The organism is Pseudogulbenkiania sp. MAI-1 (genome assembly GCF_000527175.1).
In the GTDB taxonomy this organism is placed as follows: Bacteria; Pseudomonadota; Gammaproteobacteria; order Burkholderiales; family Chromobacteriaceae; genus Pseudogulbenkiania.
On sequence record NZ_AZUR01000001.1, the window covers coordinates 3,507,871 to 3,534,093 of the forward strand.

Below are 26,223 nucleotides of genomic sequence, written 5' to 3' on the forward strand. Positions count from 1 at the left end.
AAGCCCCAAGCTGGATCAGTCCTGCCAGCAGCAATGGCGCCAGGGCCTCCCCGGTGTGCATAAGTCATGGAACAACTGTTGAAAACCCTGTCAATCCCTTGATCACAAAAACCCGCAAAGGAAAACGGCCACTGGTAAACCAATGGCCGCATGGGCATATATACCCCCGGTTGGCTATGACGATGTCTCAACCGTGGTAATGATAGGGAACCGACAACCGGTGTACGGCCTCGACCAGCGCCGCGGCGTGATCCGGGTTCACGAACTGGGAAATGCCGTGCCCCAGGTTGAACACATGGCCGCTGCCCTGACCGTAGGCGGACAGGATGCGGCTGACTTCCTTCTCGATGCCCTCGGGGCTCGCGAACAACACGTTGGGGTCGAGATTACCCTGCAGCGCCACGTCCTCGCCGACCCGGCGACGGGCGTCGGCGATGTCGGTGGTCCAGTCGAGCCCGATGGCGTCGGCGCCGATCGCCGCGATGTCCTCCAACCACTGGCCGCCCCCCTTGGTGAACACGATCACCGGCACGCGGCGACCCTCGGCCTCGCGCTTGAGACCGGCGACGATCTTCTGCATGTAGGCCAGCGAGAAGGTCTTGTAGGCGGCGTGGGTGAGCGCCCCACCCCAGGTATCGAAGATCTGCACCGCCTGCGCGCCGGCGTCGATCTGGGCGTTGAGGTAGTCGGTCACCGTGCGCGCGTTGACGTCCAGGATGTGGTGCAGCAGCTCCGGGCGGCTGTACAGCATCGCCTTGACGTTGCGGAAGTCGTCCGAGCCGCCGCCCTCGATCATGTAGCAGGCCAGCGTGAACGGGCTGCCGGAGAAGCCGATCAGCGGCACACGGCCATCCAGCGCCTTGCGGATGCTGGCCACGGCGTCAAACACGTACTGCAGCTTGTCCATCGGCGCCACGGAGAGCGCCTTGATGGCGGCCTCGTCGCGCAGCGGATGCCGGAACTTGGGCCCTTCCCCGTCGGCAAAGTACAGCCCCAGCCCCATCGCGTCGGGCACGGTGAGAATGTCAGAGAACAGGATGGCGGCGTCCAGCGGGAAACGGTCCAGCGGCTGCAGCGTCACCTCGGTGGCGAAGTCCGGGTTGGTGCACAGCCCCATGAAACTACCAGCCCGGGCGCGCGTGGCGCGGTATTCCGGCAGGTAGCGGCCCGCTTGGCGCATCATCCAGATCGGGGTGTATTCAACCGGCTCCTTGAGCAAGGCTCGCAGGAAAGTATCGTTTTTGAGCGTGGTCATGATGAAAGGCGGTGATTGGTTTCGCTTTTCATTATACCCCGCCTTCGCGCATGCCGGTTCGTCACCGGTATGCGACCAAAGCATCGCTCACAGTACTCCCAGCCAGCCGAGCAATGCCCCCGCCCCCAACAGCCACAGCGGGTTGAGCCTGGTCCGCCACGCCACGACGGCCGTCGTCCCACACAGCAGCCAGGTCGCCCAGCCGTCATTGGCGGAACGGCTCAAGAGCCACGCACTGCCCAGCACCAGGCCGATCGTCACCGGCGCCAGCCCGCGCTCGATCGCACGGCGCCAGGGGGAGGCACGGAACCGGTGCCACAGCCGGGCCACGTAGAAGCTCAACAGCGACGACGGCCCGCACATGCCCAGCGTGCTCACCAGCGCCCCGGGGATGCCCGCCACCTTCCAGCCGATCAGGCTGACCACCAGGACATTGGGCCCGGGTGCAGCCTGGGCGATGGCAAACAAGGCGGCGAACTCGGCCCCGCTCATCCAGCCGTTGGACTCCACCACATAACGGTGGATTTCCGGCAGGATGGCGTTGGCCCCTCCCACCGCCATCAGCGAAAACAGCGAAAACGTCGCCAGCAGCGACAACAGCACGCTCATGGCCGCCCCTCCCGCGTCCACCACGCCAGTGCGATCGCCAACGGCGCGATCACCAGCAGCACGCCCAGCAGCGGCAGGCGCCACCACGCCACCGCAACCAGGGTCAGCAGCGCCGTCGCCAGGCACCAGCCGCGCCGCTCCAGTCGCTCGGCCAGCCGTAACCCCATCGCCACCACCAGTCCGGCGCCCACCGCCGCCAGTCCGGTCAGCACGCCGCGCAAGGCCGGCAAGGACTGGTAGTGACCGTACAGCATGGCGAGCGACAGCACGATCACCAGCGGCGCCAGCATCAGCCCGCCCACCGCCGCCAGCGCGCCGCTGACACCGTGGAAGCGTGAACCGACCGCTACAGCCACGTTAACGATGTTCGGCCCCGGCAGCACCTGCCCCAGCCCCAGCACCTCGGTAAACTGGGCATCGGACAGCCAGCGGCGCTGCATCACCAGCATGCGGTGCGCCAGTGGCAGCACGCCACCGAAGCCGGACAGCCCCACGGAAAAGAAACCGGCAAACAGCTCCTGCCGGCTCGGAGTATGCAAAGAGGTATCCATGCCTCAAGGCTACGCCTGCGTCCGGCAGGTCACAAACGAGTTTTTATGGCTACGCTTGTGAGTTAAACTCAACAGCATGACCCGCCGCCTGCCCCCGCTCAATGCGCTGCGAGCCTTCGAATCCGCCGCCCGCCTCGGCAGTTTCAGTGCCGCCGCCGAGGCCCTGCATGTGACGCACGGCGCCATCAGCCGCCAGATCCAGCAGCTCGAGGAATGGCTCGGTGTCCCGCTGTTCGAGCGGCACGGCCGTCGCGTGACCCTCAACGACGCCGGCCAGGCTTACCTGCCGGCGGTACAGGCGGCGTTCGACGGCATCGCCGGCGCCACCGAGCAGCTCACCGTGCGCCGCCAAGGCCGTCGGCTCCGCATCAACGCCACCCCCACGCTCGCCATGCACTGGCTGCTGCCCCGTCTCACCCGCTTCCAGTTGCGCTATCCCGGCGTCGAACTACGTCTGGCTACCTCGGACGCGGTCATCAACAACCAGAACGCCGACTTCGACATCGCCATCCGGCGCAGCCAGGAGCACTGGCGCGGCTTCGTCGCCCACGCCTTCCTCGCCGAACGCGAACTGCCGGTATGCAGCCCCGCGCTGCTGAAGCGCCTTCCCATCGCCAGCGCAGCCGATCTCGCGCGCCATACCCTGCTGCACTCGGAAACGCGCCCGGTGGCCTGGGAGCGCTGGCTCGCCGCCGCCGGCGTCCCCACCCTGCAGCCCACCGCTACCCAGCACTTCGACCATTACTACCTGGCGCTGCAGGCCGCCATCGACGGCCTCGGCGTCACGCTCGGGCCACTGCCGGTGATCGAGGACGAACTCGCCTCCGGCAAGCTGGTCGCACCGCTGACCGGGCCGGAAGTGGCGGTCAAGGGCTATTGCTGGGTGGTGCCACAGAGCCTGGTGGGGGACGAACTGGTGTCGGCCTTCTGCGCCTGGCTGGAAGAGGAGGCCGCGGGCAGCGAATAAGTCCAGCAGCGTGCTCAGGCGCCGAAGCGCTGCAGCACGAAATCGATGAAGGCGCGCAGCTTGGGCACCTGCTGGCGGTCCGGCAGAGACAACAGATACCTCCCCTCGCTGTTGTTGGACAGGAAGCGCACGGGCGGCGGGTCTACCGCGTCTGGCAATTCCACCCGCCCAAACGACGTTGGCCGCCAGCCTGTCACCAGGCTTGCGGCCAACCTTTTCCTGCGATTCCCGGCCAAGTGGTGCCAGGTTTAGACGTCCGCCTCGACCTCGTTGCCCTTGGCCTCCATCCAGCCGCGCCGGCTGGCCGCCTCGCCCTTGCCCATCAGCATGGTGAACATGCGGCGCGTGTCGTCCTCGGCCTCGGGGCGCACCCGCACCTGGGTCAGCCGGCGCGTGTCCGGGTGCATGGTGGTGTCCTTGAGCTGTTCCGGATTCATCTCGCCCAGGCCCTTGAAGCGGCTGATGCTCCAGGCGTTCTCGCGCACGCCTTCGCTGCGCAGACGGTCGAGGATGGCCTCCAGCTCGCCCTCGTCCAGCGCGTACAGCTTCTTCGGTGGACGGTGCTTGCCCTGCCCCGGCACGTCGACACGGAACAAGGGCGGCTGTGCGATGCAGATGTGGCCGTTGGCCAAGAGCGCCGAGAAGTGACGGTAGAACAGCGTCAGCAACAGCACCTGGATGTGCGAGCCGTCGACGTCAGCGTCCGACAGGATGGCGATCTTGCCGTAGCGCAGCCCCGACAGGTCGGCCTTCTCGCCCGGCGCATGCGGGTCGACACCGATCGCCACCGAGATGTCGTGGATCTCGGCATTGGAAAACAGCTGATCACGGTCGGTCTCCCAGCTGTTGAGCACCTTGCCGCGCAAGGGGAGGATGGCCTGGTATTCCTTGTCGCGCGCCAGCTTGGCCGAGCCGCCGGCCGAATCGCCCTCGACCAGGAACAGCTCGTTGCGCTCGATATCCTCGCTCTCGCAGTCGGTCAGCTTGCCGGGCAGCACCGCCACGCCGGAGCCCTTCTTCTTCTCGACCTTCTTCACCGACTTCAGACGCGACTGCGCCTGGCGGATCGCCAGCTCGGCGATCTTCTTGCCGGCCTCGACGTGCTGGTTCAGCCACAGCTCCACCGGGTCGCGCGCCAGACCCGAGATCAGCTTCAGCGCGTCGCGGCTGGTCAGTTTCTCCTTGGTCTGCCCCTGGAACTGCGGGTCGAGCACGCGCGCCGACAGCACGAAGCGCACCCGGCTCCACACGTCCTCGGCCATCAGCTTGACGCCGCGCGGCAGCAGGTTGTGGTGGTCGACGAAACTCTTCACCGCGTCGAACACGCCGGCGCGCAGGCCCGCCTCGTGCGTGCCGCCGGCCGGGGTCGGGATCAGGTTGACGTAACTCTCGCCGCCGGCGCCGTCCTCGAACCACGCCAGCGCCCACTGCACGCCCTCGCCCTTGGCGAACTGCTCGTGATCGTCTCCGATATAGGCCTCGCCGGCGAATAGCGGCGCCACCGACTCGTCGCCGTTGCACAGCTCGGCCAGGTAGCTCTTCAGGCCCTGCGGATACTGCCAGACCTTGACCTCGTCACCGCTCGGGCGCTCGATGGTCAGCGTCACCGCCACGCCGGGCAGCAGCACCGCTTTGGCGCGCAGCAGGCGCTCCAGCTCCGGCAACGAGTAGCGTGGGCTCTCGAAATACTTGCCGTCCGGCCACACCCGTACCCGCGTGCCGCTGGTGCGCGCACCGCAATCGCCGACACGGGCCAGCGGCTCGACCACGTCGCCGCCGGCAAAAGCCATGCGGTACACCCCACCCTCGCGCTTGACCTCGACCTCCAACCGCGTCGACAGCGCGTTGGTCACGCTGACGCCGACGCCGTGCAGGCCGCCGGAAAAGGCGTAGGCGCCGCCATCCTTCTTGTTGAACTTGCCGCCGGCGTGCAGCCGGGTGAACACCAGTTCCACCACCGGCACGCCCTCCTGCGGATGCAGGCCGACCGGAATGCCCCGGCCATCGTCCTCCACCGACAGCGAACCGTCCTGATGCAGCGTCACCGCGATCTTGCGGGCATGGCCGCCCAGCGCCTCGTCGGCGGCGTTGTCGATCACCTCTTGGCAGATGTGGGTCGGATCGGTGGTCCGGGTGTACATGCCCGGACGCTCCTTGACCGGCTCCAGCCCCTTCAGGACCCGGACCGATGATTCGTCGTACTGTTGAGTCATAGCGTATCGATCGTTATTGGGCCCGCGCCGTCAGCCGGCCAATCTGCCGCTCATGGGCACGGGCAAGAAATAGTTGGGAAGCAAGCGCGCCGCACAGCGCCAGGAACATATCCCACTGGGTGTCCCACGGGTCACCCTGCGTCGCCAGGAAGGCATCGGCGGCGGCGCCGATGGCCAGCGCGGTCCACCACTCCACCAGCTCGTAACAAGCGGACAGCGCCAGACTGAAACAGATCACCAGGAACGTCAGCCAGCCGGCACGCAGCATCGTCTGCCGGCGCAACACCTCGCGCGCCAGAATGGCGGGAAAGAAGCCCTGGGCCAGGTGCCCGATGCGATCATAGTGATTGCGGGAAAAATCGAACAGCTCCTGCAGCCAGAAGCCGAGCGGCGTCAACGCGTAGGTATAGTGCGCTCCGACCAACAGCACCACGGCGTGCAGCGACATCGCCCAAACCGCCAGCGGCGTCCAGGCAAAACGCGGCCACAGCCACAGCACCAGCGGCAAGCCCAGCACAGCAGGGATCGCCTCCAGCCACCAGATGGCCACGTCGTGCGCCCCCACTGCCGACCACGACATGATCACCCCCACCAGCGCGAAAGGCGTCCACGGGCGGGGGAAAGCCGCAGGGGTCGGCATGGGCATCAGCTCTCGTCGGTTTTTTCCGGCGAGGCCAGGCGGCGCTGGCGATAGGCCTCGTAGCTCTCCATTCCGCGCAGGAAGCGGGACAGCTCACCCAGAGCCCTCTGGTAGACATCGCGCTTGAACTCGATCACCAGATCGACCGGCGCCCAATAATCGTTCCAGCGCCAGCCGTCGAACTCGGGATGGTTGGTCGCCCTGAGGCAGACGTCGCAATCGCGCCCGACCAGCTTCAGCAGAAACCAGATCTGTTTCTGGCCCTTGTAACTGCCACGCCATTCGCGCCGCACCCAGTTGATGGGCACGTCGTAACGCAGCCAGTCGCGCGTACGGCCGAGAATTTTGACATGTTGTGGCAAGAGACCGACCTCTTCCAGCAGCTCACGATACATCGCCGCTTCCGGACTCTCGCCAGGCTTGATGCCCCCTTGCGGAAACTGCCACGAGTGCTCGCGCACCCGTTTACCCCAGAACACCTCGTTGCGGGCATTGATGAGGATGATTCCGACATTGGGGCGGTATCCGTCCCGGTCCAGCATGGAGAAACCTGCAATTCATCTAGTTAGTCGAATTTTTGCACATTTCGCCTACCCATGCCATTCGGCCTTCCTGGATCCGGGTCCAGGGCGAAAGCCATGCCATCCCATACAGGGCCTTTCCGCATCACGGCATCGCTCCCGTCCCGAGACCCCAAACATCCTGCACGGCATGAGATGATTCCACTGCTCTCGAGCAGTCAACGAGATATCCGCCCCTGCCCCCTCGGCAACCACTCGTCAGAACCGGATGGTTCTACCCGGAAACGGCGATAGAATCGCCTGCTATGCGGGCAAGAACCGCTCCACAAAAGGCTTGCCGCCACCCTGCAGAGCAGGTTAAATGACAGGCTGCTGATCAACCGATCTATGATGACCCGTTGGTCTACACAAACGGCTTACCGACACGGCAATTGTTGTGTCGACTCGTGCCTACTAGACTCAAGATCGTAACCCCCTGTCGAAGGAGTGTCATATGAAACGCAAGGCTGTCATTCTCGTTGCCGGCGCCCTGGCTGCGGCCGCCTCGGCCAGCTATGCCGCCAGCAATGTGCTGAACGTCTACAACTGGTCCGACTACATCGCCGAAGACACCATACCCAACTTCCAGAAGCAGACCGGCATCAAGGTGCGCTACGACGTCTATGACAGCAACGAGATCCTGCAAGCCAAGATGCTCACCGGCAAGTCGGGTTACGATATCGTCGTCCCGACCAACCAGTTCCTGGCCAAGCAGATCCAGGCCGGTATCTACCAGCCCCTCGACAAATCCAAGCTGAGCAACTACAAGGACCTCGATCCGGAACTGCTCAAGCTCATGACCAAGTTCGACCCCGACAACAAGTACGCCGTCCCCTACTTCTGGGGCGTCAACACCATCGGCATCAATACCGACAAGGTCACCAAGGCGTTGGGCGGCAAGCTGCCGGAAAAACAGTGGGACATGCTGTTCAAGCCAGAATACGTCTCCAAGCTGAAATCCTGCGGCGTCAGCGTGCTCGACTCGCCGGGTGAAGTCTTCCCGATGGCGCTGAAATACCTCGGCAAGGATCCCGCCAGCAAGAATGAAGCCGACTACAAGGAAGCTGCAGCCCTGCTGAAGACCATCCGCCCGTACATCACCCGCTTCTCCTCCTCCGGTTACATCAATGAACTGGCCGGCGGCAGCCTCTGCCTGGTATACGGCTACGGCGGCGACCTCAACATCGCCAAGACCCGTGCCGAAGAGGCCAAGAGCAAGGTCAAGATCAACCCGTTGATCCCGAAGGAGGGCGTGGCCATCTGGATCGACAGCATGGTCATCCCGAAAGACGCCAAGAACGTCGAGAATGCCTACAAGTTCATCGACTATAACATGAGCGCCAAGGTAGCTGCGGCCAATGCCAACACCGTGACCTATGCTCCGGGCAGCTTGGAAGCACGCAAATTTATTGACAAAAAGCACCTGAATAACCCGTCCATCTTCCCGACCAAGCAGGACATCCAGAACAGCTTCGTCATGCTGCCGATGGATCCGAAAATCCAGCGCCTAACCACCCGCCTGTGGCAGGAAATCAAGACCCAGAAGAAATAACAGGTCGAACACTGCCCCTCTGAAAAGGCCGGGACTCCGGCCTTTTTCGTTGCCGGTAAACGGGAAACGGCATGGTAAGGTCAGGGATAACGAGGATAGACGGGCTTCGGCAGCGCAAAAGCCAAAAGCCCAGCTCGGTTGAGCTGGGCTTTTACTGCGTGCGAATCTTCGATTCGCTCAGCGATGGGGGAGTCTGGCGGTGTCCTACTTTCACACGGCAAGGCCGCACTATCATCGGCGCTAAGGCGTTTCACGGTCCTGTTCGGGATGGGAAGGAGTGGGACCACCTCGCTAAGGCCGCCAGACATAAACTGTCAACAAACTGGAAGAAGCCTGGAAGCCTGTCAGCTTCCATTTCGAATTTGGGTAATCGATCGTACGTCGCACACTTCACCGCGTGGCCCAAGCCACTCAAATGATAGGATCAAGCCTCACGAGCAATTAGTATCGGTTAGCTTCACGCCTCACAGCGCTTCCACACCCGACCTATCAACGTCCTGGTCTCGAACGACTCTTCAGGAGGGTCAAGCCCTCAGGGAAGTCTCATCTTCAGGCGAGTTTCCCGCTTAGATGCTTTCAGCGGTTATCTCTTCCGCACTTAGCTACCCGGCAATGCCACTGGCGTGACAACCGGTACACCAGAGGTGCGTCCACTCCGGTCCTCTCGTACTAGGAGCAGCCCCCGTCAAACTTCCAACGCCCACTGCAGATAGGGACCAAACTGTCTCACGACGTTTTGAACCCAGCTCACGTACCACTTTAAATGGCGAACAGCCATACCCTTGGGACCGGCTACAGCCCCAGGATGTGATGAGCCGACATCGAGGTGCCAAACTCCGCCGTCGATGTGAACTCTTGGGCGGAATCAGCCTGTTATCCCCGGAGTACCTTTTATCCGTTGAGCGATGGCCCTTCCATTCAGAACCACCGGATCACTATGTCCTGCTTTCGCACCTGCTCGACTTGTCGGTCTCGCAGTTAAGCCACCTTTTGCCATTGCACTATCAGCACGATTTCCGACCGTACCTAGGTGACCTTCGAACTCCTCCGTTACACTTTGGGAGGAGACCGCCCCAGTCAAACTGCCTACCATGCACTGTCCCCGATCCGGATCACGGACCAAGGTTAGAACCTCAAACACACCAGGGTGGTATTTCAAGGGCGGCTCCACCAGAACTGGCGTCCTGGTTTCATAGCCTCCCACCTATCCTACACAAGTCTGTTCAAAGTCCAATGCAAAGCTACAGTAAAGGTTCACGGGGTCTTTCCGTCTAGCAGCGGGGAGATTGCATCTTCACAAACATTTCAACTTCGCTGAGTCTCAGGAGGAGACAGTGTGGCCATCGTTACGCCATTCGTGCGGGTCGGAACTTACCCGACAAGGAATTTCGCTACCTTAGGACCGTTATAGTTACGGCCGCCGTTTACCGGGGCTTCGATCAAGAGCTTGCACCCCATCACTTAACCTTCCGGCACCGGGCAGGCGTCACACCGTATACGTCCACTTTCGTGTTGGCACAGTGCTGTGTTTTTGATAAACAGTCGCAGCCACCGATTCTCTGCGACCTCTCGAGGCTTCGAACGCGAGGTCCTACACCCTAAGAGGCATACCTTCTCCCGAAGTTACGGTATCAATTTGCCGAGTTCCTTCTCCTGAGTTCTCTCAAGCGCCTTAGAATTTTCATCCTGCCCACCTGTGTCGGTTTGCGGTACGGTTCTCGTATAGCTGAAGCTTAGTGGCTTTTCCTGGAAGCGTGGTATCAGTCACTTCGGCTCCGTAGAGCCTCGTCATCACGTCTCGGTGTTAATAGAGCGGCGGATTTGCCTACCGCTCCCACCTACCGGCTTAAACCAGGACGTCCAACACCTGGCTGACCTAACCTTCTCCGTCCCCACATCGCACTATACGAGAGTACGGGAATATTGACCCGTTTCCCATCGACTACGCTTTTCAGCCTCGCCTTAGGGGCCGACTCACCCTACGCCGATGAACGTTGCGTAGGAAACCTTGGGCTTTCGGCGAGCGGGCTTTTCACCCGCTTTATCGCTACTCATGTCAGCATTCGCACTTCTGATATCTCCAGCATGCCTTACGACACACCTTCACAGACCTACAGAACGCTCCCCTACCATCTGCACCTAAGTGCAAATCCGCGGCTTCGGTTATCAGTTTGAGCCCCGTTACATCTTCCGCGCAGGACGACTCGACCAGTGAGCTATTACGCTTTCTTTAAATGATGGCTGCTTCTAAGCCAACATCCTGGCTGTCTGGGCCTTCCCACTTCGTTTACCACTTAACTGATCATTTGGGACCTTAGCCGGCGGTCTGGGTTGTTTCCCTCTTGACGATGGACGTTAGCACCCACCGTCTGTCTCCCATGCTCGCACTTTCCGGTATTCTGAGTTTGCCATGGTTTGGTAAATCGCAATGACCCCCTAGCCATAACAGTGCTTTACCCCCGGAAGTGATACATGAGGCACTACCTAAATAGTTTTCGGGGAGAACCAGCTATCTCCGAGTTTGTTTAGCCTTTCACCCCTATCCACAGCTCATCCCCTAGTTTTGCAACACTAGTGGGTTCGGACCTCCAGTGCGTGTTACCGCACCTTCATCCTGGCCATGGATAGATCACTCGGTTTCGGGTCTACGCCCAGCAACTCAATCGCCCTGTTCGGACTCGGTTTCCCTACGCCTCCCCTATTCGGTTAAGCTCGCTACTGAACGTAAGTCGCTGACCCATTATACAAAAGGTACGCAGTCACCCCTTACAGGGCTCCCACTGTTTGTATGCATCCGGTTTCAGGTTCTATTTCACTCCCCTCCCGGGGTTCTTTTCGCCTTTCCCTCACGGTACTGGTTCACTATCGGTCGATCACGAGTATTTAGCCTTGGAGGATGGTCCCCCCATCTTCAGACAGGATTTCGCGTGTCCCGCCCTACTTGTCGTACGCCTAGTCCTTGGAATGCGTTTTCGTGTACGGGGCTATCACCCACTATGGCGGCCATTTCCAGAGCCTTCCACTAACACAATCCATAACACGTACAAGCTGTTCCGCGTTCGCTCGCCACTACTGACGGAATCTCGGTTGATTTCTGTTCCTGCGGGTACTTAGATGTTTCAGTTCTCCGCGTTCGCTCTACTCTGCCTATGTGTTCAGCAGAGAGTACCTATTGCTAGGTGGGTTTCCCCATTCGGACATCTCCGGATCATCGCTCTATTGCCAGCTCCCCGAAGCTTTTCGCAGGCTTACACGTCCTTCATCGCCTGTGATCGCCAAGGCATCCACCAGATGCACTTAGTCGCTTGACCCTATCATTTCAGTGACCTGGACCAACCTTGCGGCGGGTTCAAGCACGTCCACGACAGTGAATGTTTGTGCGACATGTCACACCGCCCCTTTTGATATGGCGACGTGACCTCGATACAATCAAATTACCCAAAGTCGACGATCCGTCCAAAGCAGACTTAACTGCTTCTTTCTTCTCGCCGTCTTTCTAATTCGGCTTCTTCAGTTTGTTAAAGATCGGGCGTTACGAATTGCTTCGTTTACAACGCAAACAGAAACTCACTGACTGATTTTTTTCAGCCAATGCGCTTGTGTTTGCATCGTGATGGTGGAGGATGACGGGATCGAACCGACGACCCCCTGCTTGCAAAGCAGGTGCTCTCCCAACTGAGCTAATCCCCCAACAGGTCAAATGGTGGGTCTGGTTGGACTCGAACCAACGACCCCCGCCTTATCAAGACGGTGCTCTAACCAGCTGAGCTACAAACCCAGTTGCCTTTGTCGATGAAACTCTTCGTGATCCTGCGTTGCTCTCGTCCTCGTGTACTTAAATGTACACGTCGGCCGCTCGCGCCTTGGCTCACTCGATTTTGATCGACAATGCCCTCTAACTTGGAATAACCGATAGGCTGTGAGTACTCGACTCGGCCCTTCTCTAGAAAGGAGGTGATCCAGCCGCAGGTTCCCCTACGGCTACCTTGTTACGACTTCACCCCAGTCATGAAGCATACCGTGGTAACCGGACTCCCGAAGGTTATCCTAGCCACTTCTGGTATCCCCCACTCCCATGGTGTGACGGGCGGTGTGTACAAGACCCGGGAACGTATTCACCGCAGCATGCTGATCTGCGATTACTAGCGATTCCGACTTCACGCACTCGAGTTGCAGAGTGCGATCCGGACTACGATCGGTTTTATGAGATTGGCTCCACCTCGCGGCTTGGCGACCCTCTGTACCGACCATTGTATGACGTGTGAAGCCCTACCCATAAGGGCCATGAGGACTTGACGTCATCCCCACCTTCCTCCGGTTTGTCACCGGCAGTCTCATTAGAGTGCCCAACCAAATGATGGCAACTAATGACAAGGGTTGCGCTCGTTGCGGGACTTAACCCAACATCTCACGACACGAGCTGACGACAGCCATGCAGCACCTGTGTTCCGGCTCCCTTTCGGGCACTCCCACCTCTCAGCGGGATTCCGGACATGTCAAGGGTAGGTAAGGTTTTTCGCGTTGCATCGAATTAATCCACATCATCCACCGCTTGTGCGGGTCCCCGTCAATTCCTTTGAGTTTTAACCTTGCGGCCGTACTCCCCAGGCGGTCAACTTCACGCGTTAGCTACGCTACCAAGGATTCAAACCCCCAACAGCTAGTTGACATCGTTTAGGGCGTGGACTACCAGGGTATCTAATCCTGTTTGCTCCCCACGCTTTCGTGCATGAGCGTCAGTGTCATCCCAGGGGGCTGCCTTCGCCATCGGTATTCCTCCACATCTCTACGCATTTCACTGCTACACGTGGAATTCTACCCCCCTCTGACGCACTCTAGCCGTGCAGTCTCCAATGCCGTTCCCAGGTTGAGCCCGGGGCTTTCACATCAGACTTGCACAACCGCCTGCGCACGCTTTACGCCCAGTAATTCCGATTAACGCTTGCACCCTACGTATTACCGCGGCTGCTGGCACGTAGTTAGCCGGTGCTTATTCTTCAGGTACTCTCAGCTCCGGGCGGTATTAGCGCCCAGCATTTGCTCCCTGACAAAAGTCCTTTACAACCCGAAGGCCTTCTTCAGACACGCGGCATGGCTGGATCAGGCTTGCGCCCATTGTCCAAAATTCCCCACTGCTGCCTCCCGTAGGAGTCTGGGCCGTGTCTCAGTCCCAGTGTGGCGGATCATCCTCTCAGACCCGCTACTGATCGAAGCCTTGGTGAGCCTTTACCTCACCAACTAGCTAATCAGACGTCGGCCGCTCGAATACCGCGAGGTCTTTCGATCCCCCGCTTTCCTCCTCGGAGCGTATGCGGTATTAGCACAGCTTTCGCTGCGTTATCCCCCAGTACTCGGTGCGTTCCGACGCATTACTCACCCGTTCGCCACTCGCCGCCAGGCCGAAGCCCGCGCTGCCGTTCGACTTGCATGTGTAAAGCATGCCGCCAGCGTTCAATCTGAGCCAGGATCAAACTCTTCAGTTCAATCTCATAGCAAATTTTCTGGCACGCAAGATCAAAGAAATATCAGGTATTTCCTGTCTTGCAGTGCAAGTGTTCGGCTTCGCCGAGCACTCACACCTATCGGTTATTCTGTCTGTTAAAGAGCGGTGCTGACTGCTTCGTTTCCGTCGCTGCGTCAGCTGAGGAGGCGAACTATACGCCCCGTCCCCACCCTCGTCAACGCTTTTTTGCGGAAATTTTGCAAAAAGTTGGCACACCACACGCAAGCCATTGATCTCAAAGGAAAGCCCACCCCAGACGCAACAAGGGTTGGCCGAAGCCAACCCTTGTTATCGCCTCCATGACCCCGCTCAGGTACGGTGGCGCAGCCGGTAGCAGACGTGGATTTTCTTGTTGCGGAAGTCTTCCGGCACCGACTGGGCGCTGATGTCGCGCACCTCGTAACGCTCCGGCAGCGCCGGATCGAGCGCAAACGAGCGCAGGTTGTTGGAGAAGTACAGCGTACCGCCCGGCGCCAATAGTGCCATGGCGTCGTCGATCAGCCGCACGTGGTCGCGCTGCACGTCGAGGATGTCGAGCATCTTCTTGGAGTTGGAGAAGGTCGGCGGGTCCATGACGATGAGGTCGAACTGTTTGCGCTGGTAGATGGCGTCGTCCAGGTACTGGAACACGTCGGCGCGCACCAACTGGTGGCGGCTCAGGTCCAGCCCGTTCAGTTCGAAGTTGCGGCGCGACCAGTCCTGATAGGTATTGGACAGGTCGACCGTTTCCGAGCTGACCGCGCCGCCGGCCCCGGCGTAGACGGTGAAGCTACCGGTGTAGGCGAACAGGTTGAGAAAACGCTTGCCGGCAGCTTCTTCGCGCACGCGCTTGCGGGTGTTGCGGTGGTCGATGAAGAGGCCGGTGTCGAGATAGGCTTCGAGGTTGACGATGAAACGCTGGCCAAACTCCTCGACGATGAAGTCGTCGCCCAGCTCGCCGAGCTTCTCATATTGGTTCTCGCCCTTCTGGCGACGGCGGGTCTTGAGCGCAATGTGCTCGCGCGCCACGCCGGTGACTTGCTGGATGGCGTCCAGGCAGGCGTCGAGCCAGGCCTCGCGCTCGTTGTCGTCCATTTCCCAGCCGGTATCGTATTCCTGCACGTGGGCACGCTGGCCGTAGATGTCGACCGCCAGCGGGAACTGCGGCACGTCGCGGTCGTAGGCGCGCCAGGCTTCGATACCCTGGCGGCGGGCCCATTTGGCGTAATGCTTGAAATTCTTGCCGAGTCGATTGGCGAACGGTGTCACATCCACCATGGCACTATCCTTATTCTGACCGGCACAGAGCCGGGTCCATCAAAAAAGCAAAGCGCGTCAGCTACAGGCTCTGACGCGCAGGGTGTTTCGGCCAAGCAGCGGCCTGTCGGAACGTATTATGACCGGTTATAACTTGCGGTGCATTTCCACTAGTTTGCGGCAGACCGGTTCCGGCAGGTATTGGCGGATAACCTGTTCCCAGCCTTGCGGGCCGACCAGGCCTTTGACCATGGTCGAGGAGACTTCGGCGTACTCGCGCGGTGGCAGCAGGAAGATGGTGGTGATGTCCGGATGCAGGTCGGTATTGATGTAGCGCATGGTGCGCTCGTATTCGTAGTCGCTGGCGGTACGGATGCCGCGAATGATGTAGTTGGCACCGACGGCCTGGGCATAATTGACCAGGAACTGGTTTTCGAAGACGGCGACGCGCAGGTTGGGAAACTCTTGCGTCACGGCCTGCAGCATCTCGAGGCGTTCTTCCACGCTGAAGCTGCAGTGCTTGTCCGGGTTGACGCCAATGGCGACGACCACTTCGTCAAACAGCTCGACGGCCCTGCGAATGATCCACAAGTGCCCGTTGGTGACCGGATCGAAACTTCCGGCGTACACGGCTCGCTTCAATTTGCGTTTTCCTGTCTTGTTCGTCTGCACCATGGTCGAATCTATCCTGCAAAGCGGGCAAGGTAAAGTTATTTTTGCTGCATAGCAAAAAACCCCGCCGGAGCGGGGTTTCAGGCTGGGCGCTGGTCTCAGTCTATCAAACGTTGATTTCTTCCGCGCGATGACATGCGACCAGGTGGTCTTCCACCGGGCGCAGCGGCGGCACCTCGGCCCGGCAACGCTCGACGGCGTACGGGCAGCGCTTGTGGAAGGCGCAGCCGGACGGCGGATTGAGCGGGCTGGGCAGCTCGCCGACGACCTTGATCTTGGCGTGGCGCTCCTCGGGGAAGATCGACGGCGTGGCCGACAGCAGGGCCTTGGTGTACGGATGCAGCGGCCGCGAGTAGATCTGCTGTTTGCTGCCGCTTTCCACCGCGCGCCCGAGATACATCACCATGACGTCGTCGGCGACGTGCTCGACCACGGCCAGGTTATGCGAGACGAACACGTAGGCGGTCTTGAACTCGTCCTGCAGGTCCATGAACAGGTTGAGCACCTGCGCCTGGATCGACACGTCGAGCGCGGAGGTCGGTTCGTCGGCGATGACGATCTTGGGATTGAGCATCATCGCCCGCGCGATGGCGATGCGCTGGCGCTGGCCGCCGGAGAACATGTGCGGGTAGCGGAAGTAGTGCTCCGGGCGCAGGCCGACCTGGGCCATCATCGCGCGCACTTTGTCCTGGCGCTCGGCCGCCGACAGCGAAGTGTTGATCAAGAGCGGTTCGGCCAGTTGGTCGCCGACCTTCTGGCGCGGGTTGAGCGAGGCGTACGGGTTCTGGAACACCATCTGCACCTTGGTGCGCATGGTTTTCAGCGTGACTCGGTTGGCCTGGGCGGCGTCGACACCGTCGAGCAGCAGCGAACCGGAGGTCGGCGGCTCGATCAGGGTGAGCTGGCGCGCCAGCGTGGACTTGCCGCAGCCGGATTCGCCCACCACCGCCAGCGTCTTGCCGGCCTGGAGCGAGAACGAGACGCCGTTGAGCGCCTTGACGGTGGCAGAGGGTTTGAGGAAGCCCTGCGACACGTCGTAATAGCGGGTCAGTTCCCGCGCTTCGAGAACGGTAGTCATCGGGCCTCCTTGTCATACAGCGGAAAATGGCAGCGCGCAGCGCCTTGCGGATACGGCAACAACAGCGGCCGCTCGGCGCGGCAGCGCTCCTGGGCGTAGGGGCAGCGCGGCGACAGCAGACAGCCCGACGGCCGGTCGTACTGTCCCGGCACGATGCCCGGCAGGGTGGAGAGGCGGTGCGCTCCCTTGCTGTGCTCCGGGATCGACTTCAGCAAAGCCTCGGTATACGGATGGGCCGGGTGGCGGAAGATGTCCGGCACCTTGCCCATTTCCGCCACCTGGCCGGCATACATCACCGCCAGCCGCTGGGCGACTTCGGCCACCACCGCCAGGTCGTGGGTGATGAGAATCAGCGCCATGTTCTGGCTCTGCTGCAGGTTGACCAACAGTTCCATGATCTGGGCCTGGATGGTGACGTCGAGCGCGGTGGTCGGCTCATCGGCGATCAACAGCTTCGGATTACAGGCGATGGCCATGGCGATGGCCACGCGCTGGCTCATGCCGCCGGACAGCTGGTGCGGGTAGGCTGAGAGACGGCTGGCCGCCGCCGGGATTTCCACCATTTCCATCAGTTCCAGCGCACGCGCCTTCAGCGCCGCCCCGCGCAGCCCCTGATGCAGCTTGAGCACTTCCATGATCTGGTAGCCGACGGTGAAACTCGGGTTGAGCGCCGTCATCGGGTCCTGGAAGATCATCGAGATGTCCTTGCCGACGATCTTGCGCCGCTCGCGCGGGCTGATGGTGAGCAGGTTCTTGCCGTCGAACTGCAGCTTGTCGGCGACGATACGGCCCTGCCCTTCCAGCAGCCCCATCATCGCCATCATCGTGACCGACTTGCCCGAGCCGGACTCACCGACGATACCCACGATCTCGCCCTGCTCGACGGTGAGGTCCAGCCCTTCCACGGCGCGGAAGGGGTTTTTGTCCGAACCGAACTCGACCGAGAGGTTCTTGATTTGCAACAGACTCATGTATTCCCCCTTACGCGGCGCGCTTCAGTTTCGGGTCGAGCGCATCGCGCAGGCCATCGCCCATCAGGTTGATGGCCAGTACCGACAGCAGGATGGTGAGGCCCGGCAGGGTCACCACCCACCAGGCGCGTTCGATGTAGTCGCGCGCCGAGGCCAGCATGGTGCCCCATTCCGGGGTAGGCGGCTGCACGCCCAGGCCGAGGAAGCCCAACGCGGCCGCTTCGAGAATGGCCGAGGAGAAGCTCATGGTGGCGTGCACGATCAGCGGCGCCATGCAGTTGGGCAGCACACAGACGAACATCAGGCGAACCAGGCCGGCGCCGGCCACGCGCGAGGCGGTAACGTAGTCGCGGTTGAGTTCGGTCATCGCCGAGGCGCGGGTCAGCCGCACGTAGGCCGGCAGCGCCACGATGGCGATGGCGATCATGGTGTTGACGAGGCCCGGCCCCAGGATGGCGACAATGGCCACCGCCAGCAGCAGCGCCGGCAGCGCCATCATGATGTCCATCAGGCGCATGATCAGGCTGCCCAGCACCTTGGGGAAGAAGGCGGAGATCAGGCCGAGGATCACGCCGGGAATCAGCGCCATCACCACCGAGGTGAGGCCGATCAGGAGCGACAGGCGCGCGCCGTGGATCAGCCGCGACAGCAGGTCGCGCCCCAGTTCGTCGGTACCGAACAGGAACTGGCTGGTTCCGCCTTCCATCCAGGCCGGCGGGGTGAGGATGGCGTCGCGGTATTGCTCGATCGGGCTGTACGGCGCGAGCCAGGGGGCCAGCAGCGCACTGACGGCGATCGCGATCATGAAGATCAGGCCGGCTACGGCGCCCTTGTTGTGGGAGAAGCCCTGCCAGAATTCTTTCAGCGGGGACGGATACGACAGCGCGACCTCGTCGGCGGCGCTCGTCGCGGGAGTAGCTTGTACGTTGGCCATGACGGCTCCTGAGCGGTTACTTGGCGTGACGGATGCGCGGGTTGGCGATGCCGTAGAGGATGTCCACGGTGAAGTTCACCAGGATCACCAGCGTGGCGACCATGAGGATGCCGTTTTGCACCACCGGGTAGTCGCGCCGGCTGATGGCGTCGATCAGCCACTTGCCGATGCCGGGCCAGGAGAAGATGGTTTCGGTCAGCACGGCCCCGCCCATCAGCGTGCCCACTTGCAGGCCCATCACGGTCAGCACCGGGATCAAGGCGTTACGCAGGGTGTGGATGAAGATCACCCGCGCCGGCGAGAGCCCCTTGGCGCGCGCGGTGCGCACGTAGTCCTCGCGCAGCACTTCCAGCATCGAGGAGCGGGTCATCCGCGCGATCACCGCCAGCGGGATGGTACCCAGCACGATGGCGGGCAGGATCAGGTGCTTCAAGGCGTCCTTGAAGGCCCCGGCGTTGAGCTCCGGGTCGGCCGCTTCGGCCAGCCAGGCGTCGATCAGCATGAAGCCGGTGCGCGGGGCGATGTCGAAGGCGAGGTCGAGACGGCCCGACACCGGAGTCCAGCCGAGCTTGACCGAGAAGAACATGATCAGGATCAGGCCCCACCAGAAGATCGGCATCGAGAAGCCGGTCAGGGCGAGGCCCATGATGCCGTGGTCGAAGATCGAGCCGCGCTTGATGGCGGCGATCACGCCGGCCAGCAGGCCGAACACGGCGGCGAACAGCATGGCCATCACGGCCAGTTCCAGCGTCGCCGGGAACAGCGTGGCGAATTCCTTCCACACGCTTTCCTTGGTGACCAGGGATTCGCCCAGGTTGCCCGTGGCGAGGTTGCCGAGGTAATCGACGTATTGCAGATAAATAGGTTTGTCGAGGCCCAGGCGATGCATGGCGTCGGCGTGCATCTGCGGGTCGAGCGTGCGCTCGCCCACCATGACTTCGACCGGATCGCCGGGGATCAGGCGGATCAGGCCGAAGGTGATCAGCGTGATGCCGAAGAAGGTCGGCAGCAGCAGGCCGAGGCGCCTCAGGATGAATGAAAACATAGCGAAACATCTCCCACACTCAGTGCGCTAAGCGATAAAGCGCGCTGTTGCTTGACCCCGGTAACGGGATCATTCCGAGCGAGGACGGGGAAGGAAGCGGGAGACGAGAGAGGAAGGCGCCGGACGATAACGCTGCAACTGAACCACCCACCCACATCAGCTACTGCGTTATCGTCACGGCAAGAGAACAATAACATCGCGCTGGCGCGGGGGTATTGATATAGGTCAAGAAGCTTCGAAGAGGCATCCGGCCGTGTCGACTCTCGCGGCCCTGCTTACCTTGCCACCGTCCGCTCAACAGCCCCGATGTGCTCCAGCAATGACTTTTGCATCATCTCGGGGCCGCTGTAACAGATCGGGGGCCGCAGCCCCCGAATATCAGCGTTCAGATTGGCGGATTCCAGCCCTTATTTGACACTGACACCGTAGAAGGAATTCAGGCCGAACGGGCTGACCTTGAAGCCTTCCACTTCTTTGCGCATCGGCTGGTTCACCGTGGAGTGCGCAATGGTGGTCAGCGGCACCTGCTGCTTCACGATTTCCTGCGCCTTCATGTAGAGCTTGGTGCGCTCGGCGACATTGGCGGTGGCCTTGCCCTTCTGGATCAGCTGCTCGAACGGCTGGTAGCACCACTTGGAGAAGTTGTTGCCGCTCATCGCGTCGCAGCCGAACAGCACGCCCAGCCAGTTGTCCGGATCGCCGTTGTCGCCGGTCCAGCCGATCAGCATGGAATCGTGCTCGCCGGCCTTGGCGCGCTTGAGGTACTCGCCCCACTCGTAGGACTGGATCTTGGCCTTGACGCCGATCTTGGCCCAGTCGGCCTGGATCATTTCAGCCATCAGCTTGGCGTTCGGGTTGTACGGACGCTGCACCGGCATGGCCCACAGGCTGAGCTCGAAGCCGTTCGGGAAGCCGGCCTTCTTCAGCAGCTCCTTGGCCTTTTCCGGATTGAACGGCGCGTCCTTCAGCGACTTGTTGTACGACCACTGGGTCGGCGGCATCGGGTTGGTGGCGGGTTGGCCAGCGCCCTGGTACACCGCATCGATGATGGCTTTCTTGTTGATCGCCATGTCGAGCGCCTGGCGCACCTCCAGCTTCTCCAGCGGCTTGTGCTTGACGTTGTAGGCGACGTAGCCGAGGTTGAAGCCCGGCTGCGACATCACTTTCAGTTTCGGATCGGCCTTCATCGCCGGCACGTCGGCCGGACGCGGGAAGGTGGTCAGCTGGCATTCGCCGGCTTTCAGCTTCTGGAAGCGCACCGAGGGGTCGGTGGTGATGGCGAACACCAGGTTGTCGAGCTTCACGTCGCCCTTGTTCCAGTATTCCTTGTTGCCGGCGAAGCGGATCTGGGCGTCCTTCTGGTAGCGTTTGAAGATGAACGGGCCAGTACCGATGGGCTGCTGGTTGATCATCTGCGGCTTGCCTTCCTTCAGCAGCTTGTCGGCGTATTCGGCCGACTGGATCGAGGCGAAGCTCATCGCCAGATCCTGCACGAAGGCGGCGTCGATCTTCTTCAGCGTGAACTTGACGGTGTACGGGTCGAGCTTCTCGACCTGGGCGATGTTCTCGTCCATGCCCATGTCGGTGAAGTACGGGAATTCGGTCGGGTAAGCCTTGCGGAACGGATGGTTCTTGTCGAGCATGCGCTGGAAGGTGAACAGCACGTCGTCGGCGTTGAACTCGCGGGTCGGCTTGAAGTACTCGGTGGTGTGGAACTTGACGCCCTTGCGCAGGTGGAAGGTGTAGCTCAGGCCATCGGGGGAAACGTCCCATTTCACGGCCAGGCCGGGAACCACCTTGGTACCGCCACGCTCGAACTGCACCAGGCGGTTGAACACGGTTTCGGCTGCGGCGTCGAAGTCGGTGCCGGTGGTGTACTGACCCGGATCGAAACCGGCGGGGCTACCCTCGGAACAGTAGATCAGCGTACCGGCCGCCTGCGCCATGGAAGCGCCGGCGACGAGGCCAGCGGTGAGCAGCAAATGCTTGGCAATTTTCATAGTTTCCCTATTCCCTGCTTGTATTTAAGGTTTCAGCTTCTAACAGTCCATCAGCGCCCGGGTAGAGTGCTCGACGGCAACATCCACAAACACGCCCTGCTCTCCTCCTCACCTGAGCAGCGGTGGCTGCCGGAAACGGAGGACATACAACCAAAGATCAGCGGCAAGCATCGGGCGCACCGAATGACAGCTTCCGCTTGTGCGCGCCGAGTATTCCACATTTCAACTATCACATCTATTCGCAAACAATGATAGCCAATGCGGTTTTGTTATAATGCTGTTTATCTGACCTTTCCAAGAGAGATTTCCACATGATCCGCTTCCGCCAAGTCGAAGCCTTCCGCTGCCTGATGGCGACCGGCACCAGCGTCGGCGCCGCCCGCCGCATGCATATCACCCAGCCCGCCATCAGCCGGCTGATCGCCGATCTCGAAGCGGACCTGGGGTTCCGCCTGTTCAACCGCACCAAGGGCCGGCTCGAACCGACCATGGCCGCGGTGCGATTCTACCGTGCCGTGGAAGAGAACTTTCTTGGCCTGGAGCGGCTGAAGCAGGCCGCTGAGACCATCCGCCAGGAAGCCTCCGAAGGGCTGACCGTGACCTGCCAGCCGGTACTGTCCACCGCCCTGCTGCCGCCGGTCCTGCGCGAATTCTTCAAGAGAAAACCGGGCATGCCGGTCAAGATCGATACTGCCAACAACCCCGAGATCCTGGTGCGGCTGCAGGATCTCAAAGTCGACATCGCCGTGTGCCAGGCCTTTCCTCCCATTGCCGGCATCGAGATGGAGCCGCTGCTGGAAGGCAACGTGCTGTGTGCCATGCCGGCCTCCCACCCGCTGGCACAAAAAGAGGTGATCGTGCCGGAGGATCTGCACGAGCAGGACGTCATCGGCTGGCTGCCGGAAGGGCCGCTGTCGCGCGGCATGGAGGAGGTCTACCTGCCCGACCCGGCCATCCGCCCGCGCTATACCATCCGCACCCATACCTCGCACACCCGCTACGCCATGGTGGCCAACGGCTTCGGCATCTCGATCGTCGAGCCCTTCGCCGCTCCGCTCTGGCTGCCACACGGCGTGGTGGTGCGTCCGTTCCAGACCGACGCCCGCTTTCAGTACGTGCTGGCCTACCCGAGCACCGGCATCCGCTCCGACATCGCCCACGAGTTTCGGGAGGCGGCATTGACGGTGGCGCGCGAGCACGATTTCGGTCTCGCTACCCGCCGGGATCTTCCCCGCTCGGCCGTACCGGCCTGAGTCCCCCCTGCCCGGCCCGTCCTCAGGGCCGGGCGGCCGGCGTTCAGTTTTTCCTCAACACCACGCTGCCGACCGAGTAGCCGGCGCCGAACGAACAGATCACCCCCATATCATTAGTTCCTAGCCGATCCTTATGCAGATGGAAAGCGATGATGGAACCGGCGGAACTGGTATTGGCGTAGCGGTCCAGGATGACCGGCGCCTCGTCGGGTGTGGCTTCGCGGCCCAGCACGCGCCGTGCGATCAGTTGGTTCATCGCCAGATTGGCCTGGTGCAGCCAGAAGCAGCGCACGTCGTCCGGCCGGATTGCCAGTTGCTCCAGGTGGTCGACGATGTGCTCGCCGACCATCGGGCAGACCTCCTTGAACACCTTGCGCCCCTGCTGGATGAACAGCTTGTCCGGCTGGCCGATGCCGCGCTCGTCGCAGCGGTTGAGAAAGCCGAAGTTGTTGCGGATGTTGTTGGAGAAGGCCGTGGCCAGACGCGTGCCCAGCACCTCAAACACACCGGCAGCAACCGCCGCGTCGGCACGCTCCAGCAGCACCGCGGTGCAGGCGTCGCCGAAGATGAAGTGGCTGTCGCGGTCGCGGAAGTTGAGGTGGGCCGAGCAGATTTCCGGGTTCACCATCAGCACCGCCCGCGCCTGTCCGCTCTGGATGGCGTTGACCGCCGTCTGGATACCGAAGGTGGCCGAGGAACAAGCCACGTTCATATCGAAGGCGCAGCCCCGGATGCCGAGCGCCTGCTGCACCTCGATCGCCAGTGCCGGGTAGGGGCGTGGCAGGTTGGAGCAGGCCACGATCACCATGTCGACATCCTCGGCCGATCGGCAGGCCAGTTCCAGCGCCTCGCGCGCGGCGGCGACCGCCATCTCGGCCTGGATCGAGAGACTGTCATTGTCGCGTTCCGGTAGGCTGGGCGTCATGCGCGCCGGGTCGAGCACACCGGCGGCGTCCATCAGGTAACGCTGGCGGATGCCGGATGCCTTTTCGATGAACTCGGCGCTGGATGCCACCAGCGGCGCCAGTTCCTGTGCGGCGATGGCCTCGGCATGCTCGGCGTTGAAGTGGGCCACGTACTCGTTGAAGGCCGCGACCAGCTGTTCGTTGCTCACCGCGTTGGGCGGCGTGAACAAGCCCGTGCCGCTGATAACCACCTTATGCATCGCTCACTCCTTGCCGGCAGCAGAGGCCGGCGCGTCAAAATCAAACAAATGTTCGTTCCATGATACACCAAGCTGTCACAGATATTTAAGAAACACATGCCAGCCACGCTAAAACCAAGTAAAATAGTCAAGTTATGACTTGGCCGGCGCCAGCGCCTTGGCACTGCCAGCCCGCGGACACGGGAAAATCCGGCCGGCCAATAGTTGACTAAAATACTCGGAAATTAGGTATAATCCCGATACCCCACCCCCAACGGAAACTGAGATCATGCGTTTAACCACCAAGGGACGCTTCGCCGTCACCGCCATGCTGGATCTGGCCCTGCGCCATGGCAACGGCCCCGTCACGTTGGCCGGCATCAGCGAACGCCAGAGCATCTCGCTTTCCTACCTGGAGCAATTGTTCGGCAAGCTGCGCCGCGCCGAGCTGGTGGAAAGCGTGCGCGGCCCGGGCGGGGGCTATACCCTGGCCAAGAGCGCCGAGGAGATTTCGGTGGCGGACATCATCACCGCCGTGGACGAACCGGTGGACGCCACCCAGTGTGGCGGTCGCGAGAACTGTCACGACAACCACCGCTGCATGACCCACGACTTGTGGACCAACCTCAACGCCACCATTTTCGATTACCTGTCCAAGGTGACGCTGTTCAGCCTCGTAGCCGATCAGCGCGCCAAGGAAACGAACGTCATGCAGGACAAGCGCGAAGCCACGCCGCCGCGAGCTCGCGTCACGCCGACCGGCGCCTTGTGAACCGGACGCCTTTTGTGGAGATATTAAGAATGAGTCAGCTCAAGCTTCCGATCTACCTCGACTATTCCGCCACCACGCCGGTCGACCCGCGCGTGGCGGAACAGATGGTGATCTACCTGACCGAGAAATTCGGCAACCCGGCGTCGCGCAGCCACAGCTTCGGCTGGGAGGCGGAAGCCGCGGTGGAACAAGCCCGTGCTGACGTGGCCGCGCTGGTCAACTGCGACCCGAAGGAAATTATCTGGACTTCGGGCGCCACCGAGTCCGACAACCTGGCGATCAAGGGTGCCGCCCAGTTCTACAAGAGCAAGGGCAAGCACATCATCACCGTCAAGACCGAACACAAGGCCGTGCTCGATACCTGTCGCGAGTTGGAGCGCCAGGGCTTCGAAGTGACCTACCTCGGCGTCAAGGACAACGGCCTGATCGACCTCGACGAGTTCAAGGCGGCGCTCCGTCCGGACACCATCCTGGTGTCGGTGATGTACGTCAACAACGAGATCGGCGTGATCCAGGATATTCCGCAGATCGGCGATATCTGCCGTGAAAAAGGCATCATCTTCCACGTCGACGCCGCCCAGGCCACCGGCAAGGTGGCGATCGACCTGAGCCAGCTCAAGGTCGACCTGATGAGCTTCTCGGCTCACAAGACCTACGGCCCGAAAGGCATCGGCGCACTGTACGTACGCCGCAAGCCGCGCGTGCGCCTGGAAGCCCAGATGCACGGCGGTGGCCACGAGCGCGGATTCCGCTCGGGCACGCTGGCGCCGCACCAGATCGTCGGCATGGGCGAGGCGTTCCGCATCGCGCGCGAAGAGATGGCCAGCGAAAACGAACGCATCCGCATGCTGCGCGACCGCCTGTGGAATGGCATCAAGGACATGGAAGAGGTGTACATCAACGGTGACATCGACGCCCGTGTACCGCACAACCTCAACGTGAGCTTCAACTTCGTCGAAGGCGAATCGCTGATCATGGCGGTGAAGGACCTGGCGGTCTCGTCCGGCTCGGCCTGCACCTCGGCCAGCCTGGAGCCGTCCTACGTGTTGCGTGCGCTGGGCCGCAACGACGAACTGGCGCACAGCTCGATCCGCTTCACCATCGGCCGCTTCACCACCGAAGAAGAAATCGACTACGCCGTCCAGCTGATGCGTGAGAAAATCGGCAAGCTGCGCGAGCTGTCCCCGCTGTGGGAGATGTTCAAGGACGGCGTCGACCTCAACAGCATCGAGTGGGCCGCCCACTAAACCAGATTACCGGCGGGAGGC

General features: G+C 61.6%; 20 protein-coding genes, 2 tRNA genes and 3 rRNA genes. 5 read left to right on the forward strand and 20 right to left on the reverse strand.

All coding sequences use genetic code 11. From position 1 onward, the window contains the following. Nucleotides 1-187: 187 nt before the first annotated feature. From hemE to PSEMAI1_RS0116470, 3 genes are all read right to left on the reverse strand, one after another. Nucleotides 188-1,255, reverse strand: a complete 1,068-nt coding sequence (gene hemE / locus PSEMAI1_RS0116460; RefSeq protein WP_024303925.1) for a uroporphyrinogen decarboxylase — start codon at nucleotides 1,253-1,255, stop codon at nucleotides 188-190. 87 nt (nucleotides 1,256-1,342) lie between these two features. Beyond that, a complete protein-coding gene (locus tag PSEMAI1_RS0116465) occupies nucleotides 1,343-1,864 on the reverse strand; it encodes a chromate transporter (RefSeq protein WP_024303926.1) in 522 nt (173 codons plus the stop codon). Continuing rightward, a complete protein-coding gene (locus tag PSEMAI1_RS0116470; RefSeq protein ID WP_024303927.1) occupies nucleotides 1,861-2,415 on the reverse strand; it encodes a chromate transporter in 555 nt (184 codons plus the stop codon). Before PSEMAI1_RS0116470 ends, PSEMAI1_RS0116465 begins: the two co-directional genes overlap by 4 nt. 76 nt (nucleotides 2,416-2,491) lie before the next feature. Between PSEMAI1_RS0116470 and gcvA the strand changes: the two genes are divergently transcribed. Further along, nucleotides 2,492-3,382, forward strand: a complete 891-nt coding sequence (gcvA, locus tag PSEMAI1_RS0116475; RefSeq protein ID WP_024303928.1) for a transcriptional regulator GcvA — start codon at nucleotides 2,492-2,494, stop codon at nucleotides 3,380-3,382. Nucleotides 3,383-3,396: 14 nt separating this feature from the next. Here gcvA and PSEMAI1_RS21505 read toward each other — a convergent pair whose 3' ends face one another. The 4 genes from PSEMAI1_RS21505 to PSEMAI1_RS0116495 all read right to left on the reverse strand — a co-directional run bounded on the left by PSEMAI1_RS21505 (nucleotide 3,397) and on the right by PSEMAI1_RS0116495 (nucleotide 6,777). Then, the gene (locus PSEMAI1_RS21505) at nucleotides 3,397-3,540 is read right to left on the reverse strand and encodes a hypothetical protein (protein ID WP_198019628.1); all 144 of its coding nucleotides are present in this window, start codon (nucleotides 3,538-3,540) and stop codon (nucleotides 3,397-3,399) included. Nucleotides 3,541-3,630: 90 nt separating this feature from the next. Further along, entirely contained in the window at nucleotides 3,631-5,595 is a 1,965-nt protein-coding gene (gene parE, locus PSEMAI1_RS0116485) for a DNA topoisomerase IV subunit B (RefSeq protein WP_024303929.1), read from the reverse strand. A gap of 13 nt (nucleotides 5,596-5,608) precedes the next feature. After that, on the reverse strand, nucleotides 5,609-6,241 hold the full coding sequence (locus PSEMAI1_RS0116490; RefSeq protein ID WP_024303930.1) for a DUF2238 domain-containing protein: 633 nt from the start codon (nucleotides 6,239-6,241) through the stop codon (nucleotides 5,609-5,611). Continuing rightward, nucleotides 6,241-6,777, reverse strand: coding sequence for an RNA pyrophosphohydrolase (locus PSEMAI1_RS0116495; protein ID WP_024303931.1), 537 nt, complete (start codon nucleotides 6,775-6,777; stop codon nucleotides 6,241-6,243). The genes PSEMAI1_RS0116490 and PSEMAI1_RS0116495 overlap by 1 nt, the downstream gene beginning before the upstream one ends. A 472-nt stretch (nucleotides 6,778-7,249) precedes the next feature. On the opposite strand from PSEMAI1_RS0116495, the gene PSEMAI1_RS0116500 reads away from it, so the two are divergent. Then, nucleotides 7,250-8,347: a polyamine ABC transporter substrate-binding protein gene (locus PSEMAI1_RS0116500; protein WP_024303932.1), complete on the forward strand. Its 1,098-nt coding sequence runs from the start codon at nucleotides 7,250-7,252 to the stop codon at nucleotides 8,345-8,347. A gap of 191 nt (nucleotides 8,348-8,538) precedes the next feature. On the opposite strand, the gene rrf is transcribed toward PSEMAI1_RS0116500, so the two are convergent. The 12 genes from rrf to PSEMAI1_RS0116560 all read right to left on the reverse strand — a co-directional run bounded on the left by rrf (nucleotide 8,539) and on the right by PSEMAI1_RS0116560 (nucleotide 21,786). Beyond that, nucleotides 8,539-8,652: ribosomal RNA gene (gene rrf, locus PSEMAI1_RS0116505) — 5S ribosomal RNA — on the reverse strand. A 115-nt stretch (nucleotides 8,653-8,767) separates the two neighbouring features. Then, nucleotides 8,768-11,658 (reverse strand): 23S ribosomal RNA (locus PSEMAI1_RS0116510). A gap of 303 nt (nucleotides 11,659-11,961) precedes the next feature. Next, nucleotides 11,962-12,037, reverse strand: a tRNA-Ala gene (locus PSEMAI1_RS0116515). An 11-nt stretch (nucleotides 12,038-12,048) separates the two neighbouring features. Beyond that, nucleotides 12,049-12,125, reverse strand: a tRNA-Ile gene (locus tag PSEMAI1_RS0116520). Between the two features lie 169 nt (nucleotides 12,126-12,294). Further along, a 16S ribosomal RNA gene (locus tag PSEMAI1_RS0116525) occupies nucleotides 12,295-13,830 on the reverse strand. Together the 16S, 23S and 5S rRNA genes with 2 tRNA genes alongside form the textbook arrangement of a ribosomal RNA operon. Before the next feature lie 329 nt (nucleotides 13,831-14,159). Further along, complete coding sequence (locus PSEMAI1_RS0116530) at nucleotides 14,160-15,107, reverse strand: class I SAM-dependent methyltransferase (protein WP_024303933.1); 948 nt, start codon at nucleotides 15,105-15,107, stop codon at nucleotides 14,160-14,162. A gap of 126 nt (nucleotides 15,108-15,233) precedes the next feature. Continuing rightward, nucleotides 15,234-15,761, reverse strand: a complete 528-nt coding sequence (gene coaD, locus PSEMAI1_RS0116535) for a pantetheine-phosphate adenylyltransferase (RefSeq protein WP_024303934.1) — start codon at nucleotides 15,759-15,761, stop codon at nucleotides 15,234-15,236. 103 nt (nucleotides 15,762-15,864) lie between these two features. Beyond that, a complete protein-coding gene (locus PSEMAI1_RS0116540) occupies nucleotides 15,865-16,836 on the reverse strand; it encodes a peptide ABC transporter ATP-binding protein (protein WP_024303935.1) in 972 nt (323 codons plus the stop codon). Beyond that, on the reverse strand, nucleotides 16,833-17,807 hold the full coding sequence (locus PSEMAI1_RS0116545; protein WP_024303936.1) for an ABC transporter ATP-binding protein: 975 nt from the start codon (nucleotides 17,805-17,807) through the stop codon (nucleotides 16,833-16,835). Before PSEMAI1_RS0116545 ends, PSEMAI1_RS0116540 begins: the two co-directional genes overlap by 4 nt. Nucleotides 17,808-17,817: 10 nt before the next feature. Next, nucleotides 17,818-18,741, reverse strand: coding sequence for an ABC transporter permease subunit (locus tag PSEMAI1_RS0116550; RefSeq protein ID WP_024303937.1), 924 nt, complete (start codon nucleotides 18,739-18,741; stop codon nucleotides 17,818-17,820). Between the two features lie 16 nt (nucleotides 18,742-18,757). Then, the gene (locus tag PSEMAI1_RS0116555) at nucleotides 18,758-19,786 is read right to left on the reverse strand and encodes an ABC transporter permease subunit (protein WP_024303938.1); all 1,029 of its coding nucleotides are present in this window, start codon (nucleotides 19,784-19,786) and stop codon (nucleotides 18,758-18,760) included. Nucleotides 19,787-20,193: 407 nt separating this feature from the next. Then, nucleotides 20,194-21,786, reverse strand: coding sequence for an ABC transporter substrate-binding protein (locus PSEMAI1_RS0116560; protein ID WP_024303939.1), 1,593 nt, complete (start codon nucleotides 21,784-21,786; stop codon nucleotides 20,194-20,196). Between the two features lie 311 nt (nucleotides 21,787-22,097). Between PSEMAI1_RS0116560 and PSEMAI1_RS0116565 the strand changes: the two genes are divergently transcribed. Continuing rightward, nucleotides 22,098-23,039, forward strand: a complete 942-nt coding sequence (locus PSEMAI1_RS0116565) for a LysR substrate-binding domain-containing protein (RefSeq protein WP_024303940.1) — start codon at nucleotides 22,098-22,100, stop codon at nucleotides 23,037-23,039. A gap of 43 nt (nucleotides 23,040-23,082) precedes the next feature. Here PSEMAI1_RS0116565 and PSEMAI1_RS0116570 read toward each other — a convergent pair whose 3' ends face one another. Continuing rightward, nucleotides 23,083-24,204 carry a beta-ketoacyl-ACP synthase III gene (locus PSEMAI1_RS0116570; RefSeq protein ID WP_024303941.1) on the reverse strand — a complete coding sequence of 374 codons (1,122 nt, stop codon included), beginning with the start codon at nucleotides 24,202-24,204 and terminating at the stop codon, nucleotides 23,083-23,085. 268 nt (nucleotides 24,205-24,472) lie between these two features. On the opposite strand from PSEMAI1_RS0116570, the gene iscR reads away from it, so the two are divergent. Further along, nucleotides 24,473-24,955, forward strand: a complete 483-nt coding sequence (gene iscR / locus PSEMAI1_RS0116575) for a Fe-S cluster assembly transcriptional regulator IscR (RefSeq protein WP_024303942.1) — start codon at nucleotides 24,473-24,475, stop codon at nucleotides 24,953-24,955. 29 nt (nucleotides 24,956-24,984) lie between these two features. After that, nucleotides 24,985-26,202: an IscS subfamily cysteine desulfurase gene (locus tag PSEMAI1_RS0116580; protein ID WP_024303943.1), complete on the forward strand. Its 1,218-nt coding sequence runs from the start codon at nucleotides 24,985-24,987 to the stop codon at nucleotides 26,200-26,202. Nucleotides 26,203-26,223: the final 21 nt, after the last annotated feature.

Excerpts from the sequence above, each read along its gene's own strand:
- PSEMAI1_RS0116550 (WP_024303937.1), bottom strand. The coding sequence starts at position 18,741 with ATGGCCAACGTACAAGCTACTCCCGCGACGAGCGCCGCCGACGAGGTC.
- PSEMAI1_RS0116470 (WP_024303927.1), bottom strand. The coding sequence starts at position 2,415 with ATGGATACCTCTTTGCATACTCCGAGCCGGCAGGAGCTGTTTGCCGGT.
- PSEMAI1_RS0116490 (WP_024303930.1), bottom strand. The coding sequence starts at position 6,241 with ATGCCCATGCCGACCCCTGCGGCTTTCCCCCGCCCGTGGACGCCTTTC.
- hemE (WP_024303925.1), bottom strand. The coding sequence starts at position 1,255 with ATGACCACGCTCAAAAACGATACTTTCCTGCGAGCCTTGCTCAAGGAG.
- PSEMAI1_RS0116560 (WP_024303939.1), bottom strand. The coding sequence starts at position 21,786 with ATGAAAATTGCCAAGCATTTGCTGCTCACCGCTGGCCTCGTCGCCGGC.
- PSEMAI1_RS0116555 (WP_024303938.1), bottom strand. The coding sequence starts at position 19,786 with ATGTTTTCATTCATCCTGAGGCGCCTCGGCCTGCTGCTGCCGACCTTC.
- coaD (WP_024303934.1), bottom strand. The coding sequence starts at position 15,761 with ATGGTGCAGACGAACAAGACAGGAAAACGCAAATTGAAGCGAGCCGTG.
- PSEMAI1_RS0116570 (WP_024303941.1), bottom strand. The coding sequence starts at position 24,204 with ATGCATAAGGTGGTTATCAGCGGCACGGGCTTGTTCACGCCGCCCAAC.
- PSEMAI1_RS0116540 (WP_024303935.1), bottom strand. The coding sequence starts at position 16,836 with ATGACTACCGTTCTCGAAGCGCGGGAACTGACCCGCTATTACGACGTG.
- PSEMAI1_RS0116580 (WP_024303943.1), top strand. The coding sequence starts at position 24,985 with ATGAGTCAGCTCAAGCTTCCGATCTACCTCGACTATTCCGCCACCACG.
- parE (WP_024303929.1), bottom strand. The coding sequence starts at position 5,595 with ATGACTCAACAGTACGACGAATCATCGGTCCGGGTCCTGAAGGGGCTG.
- PSEMAI1_RS0116500 (WP_024303932.1), top strand. The coding sequence starts at position 7,250 with ATGAAACGCAAGGCTGTCATTCTCGTTGCCGGCGCCCTGGCTGCGGCC.
- PSEMAI1_RS0116465 (WP_024303926.1), bottom strand. The coding sequence starts at position 1,864 with ATGAGCGTGCTGTTGTCGCTGCTGGCGACGTTTTCGCTGTTTTCGCTG.
- PSEMAI1_RS0116545 (WP_024303936.1), bottom strand. The coding sequence starts at position 17,807 with ATGAGTCTGTTGCAAATCAAGAACCTCTCGGTCGAGTTCGGTTCGGAC.
- gcvA (WP_024303928.1), top strand. The coding sequence starts at position 2,492 with ATGACCCGCCGCCTGCCCCCGCTCAATGCGCTGCGAGCCTTCGAATCC.
- PSEMAI1_RS0116565 (WP_024303940.1), top strand. The coding sequence starts at position 22,098 with ATGATCCGCTTCCGCCAAGTCGAAGCCTTCCGCTGCCTGATGGCGACC.
- PSEMAI1_RS0116530 (WP_024303933.1), bottom strand. The coding sequence starts at position 15,107 with ATGGTGGATGTGACACCGTTCGCCAATCGACTCGGCAAGAATTTCAAG.
- PSEMAI1_RS0116495 (WP_024303931.1), bottom strand. The coding sequence starts at position 6,777 with ATGCTGGACCGGGACGGATACCGCCCCAATGTCGGAATCATCCTCATC.
- iscR (WP_024303942.1), top strand. The coding sequence starts at position 24,473 with ATGCGTTTAACCACCAAGGGACGCTTCGCCGTCACCGCCATGCTGGAT.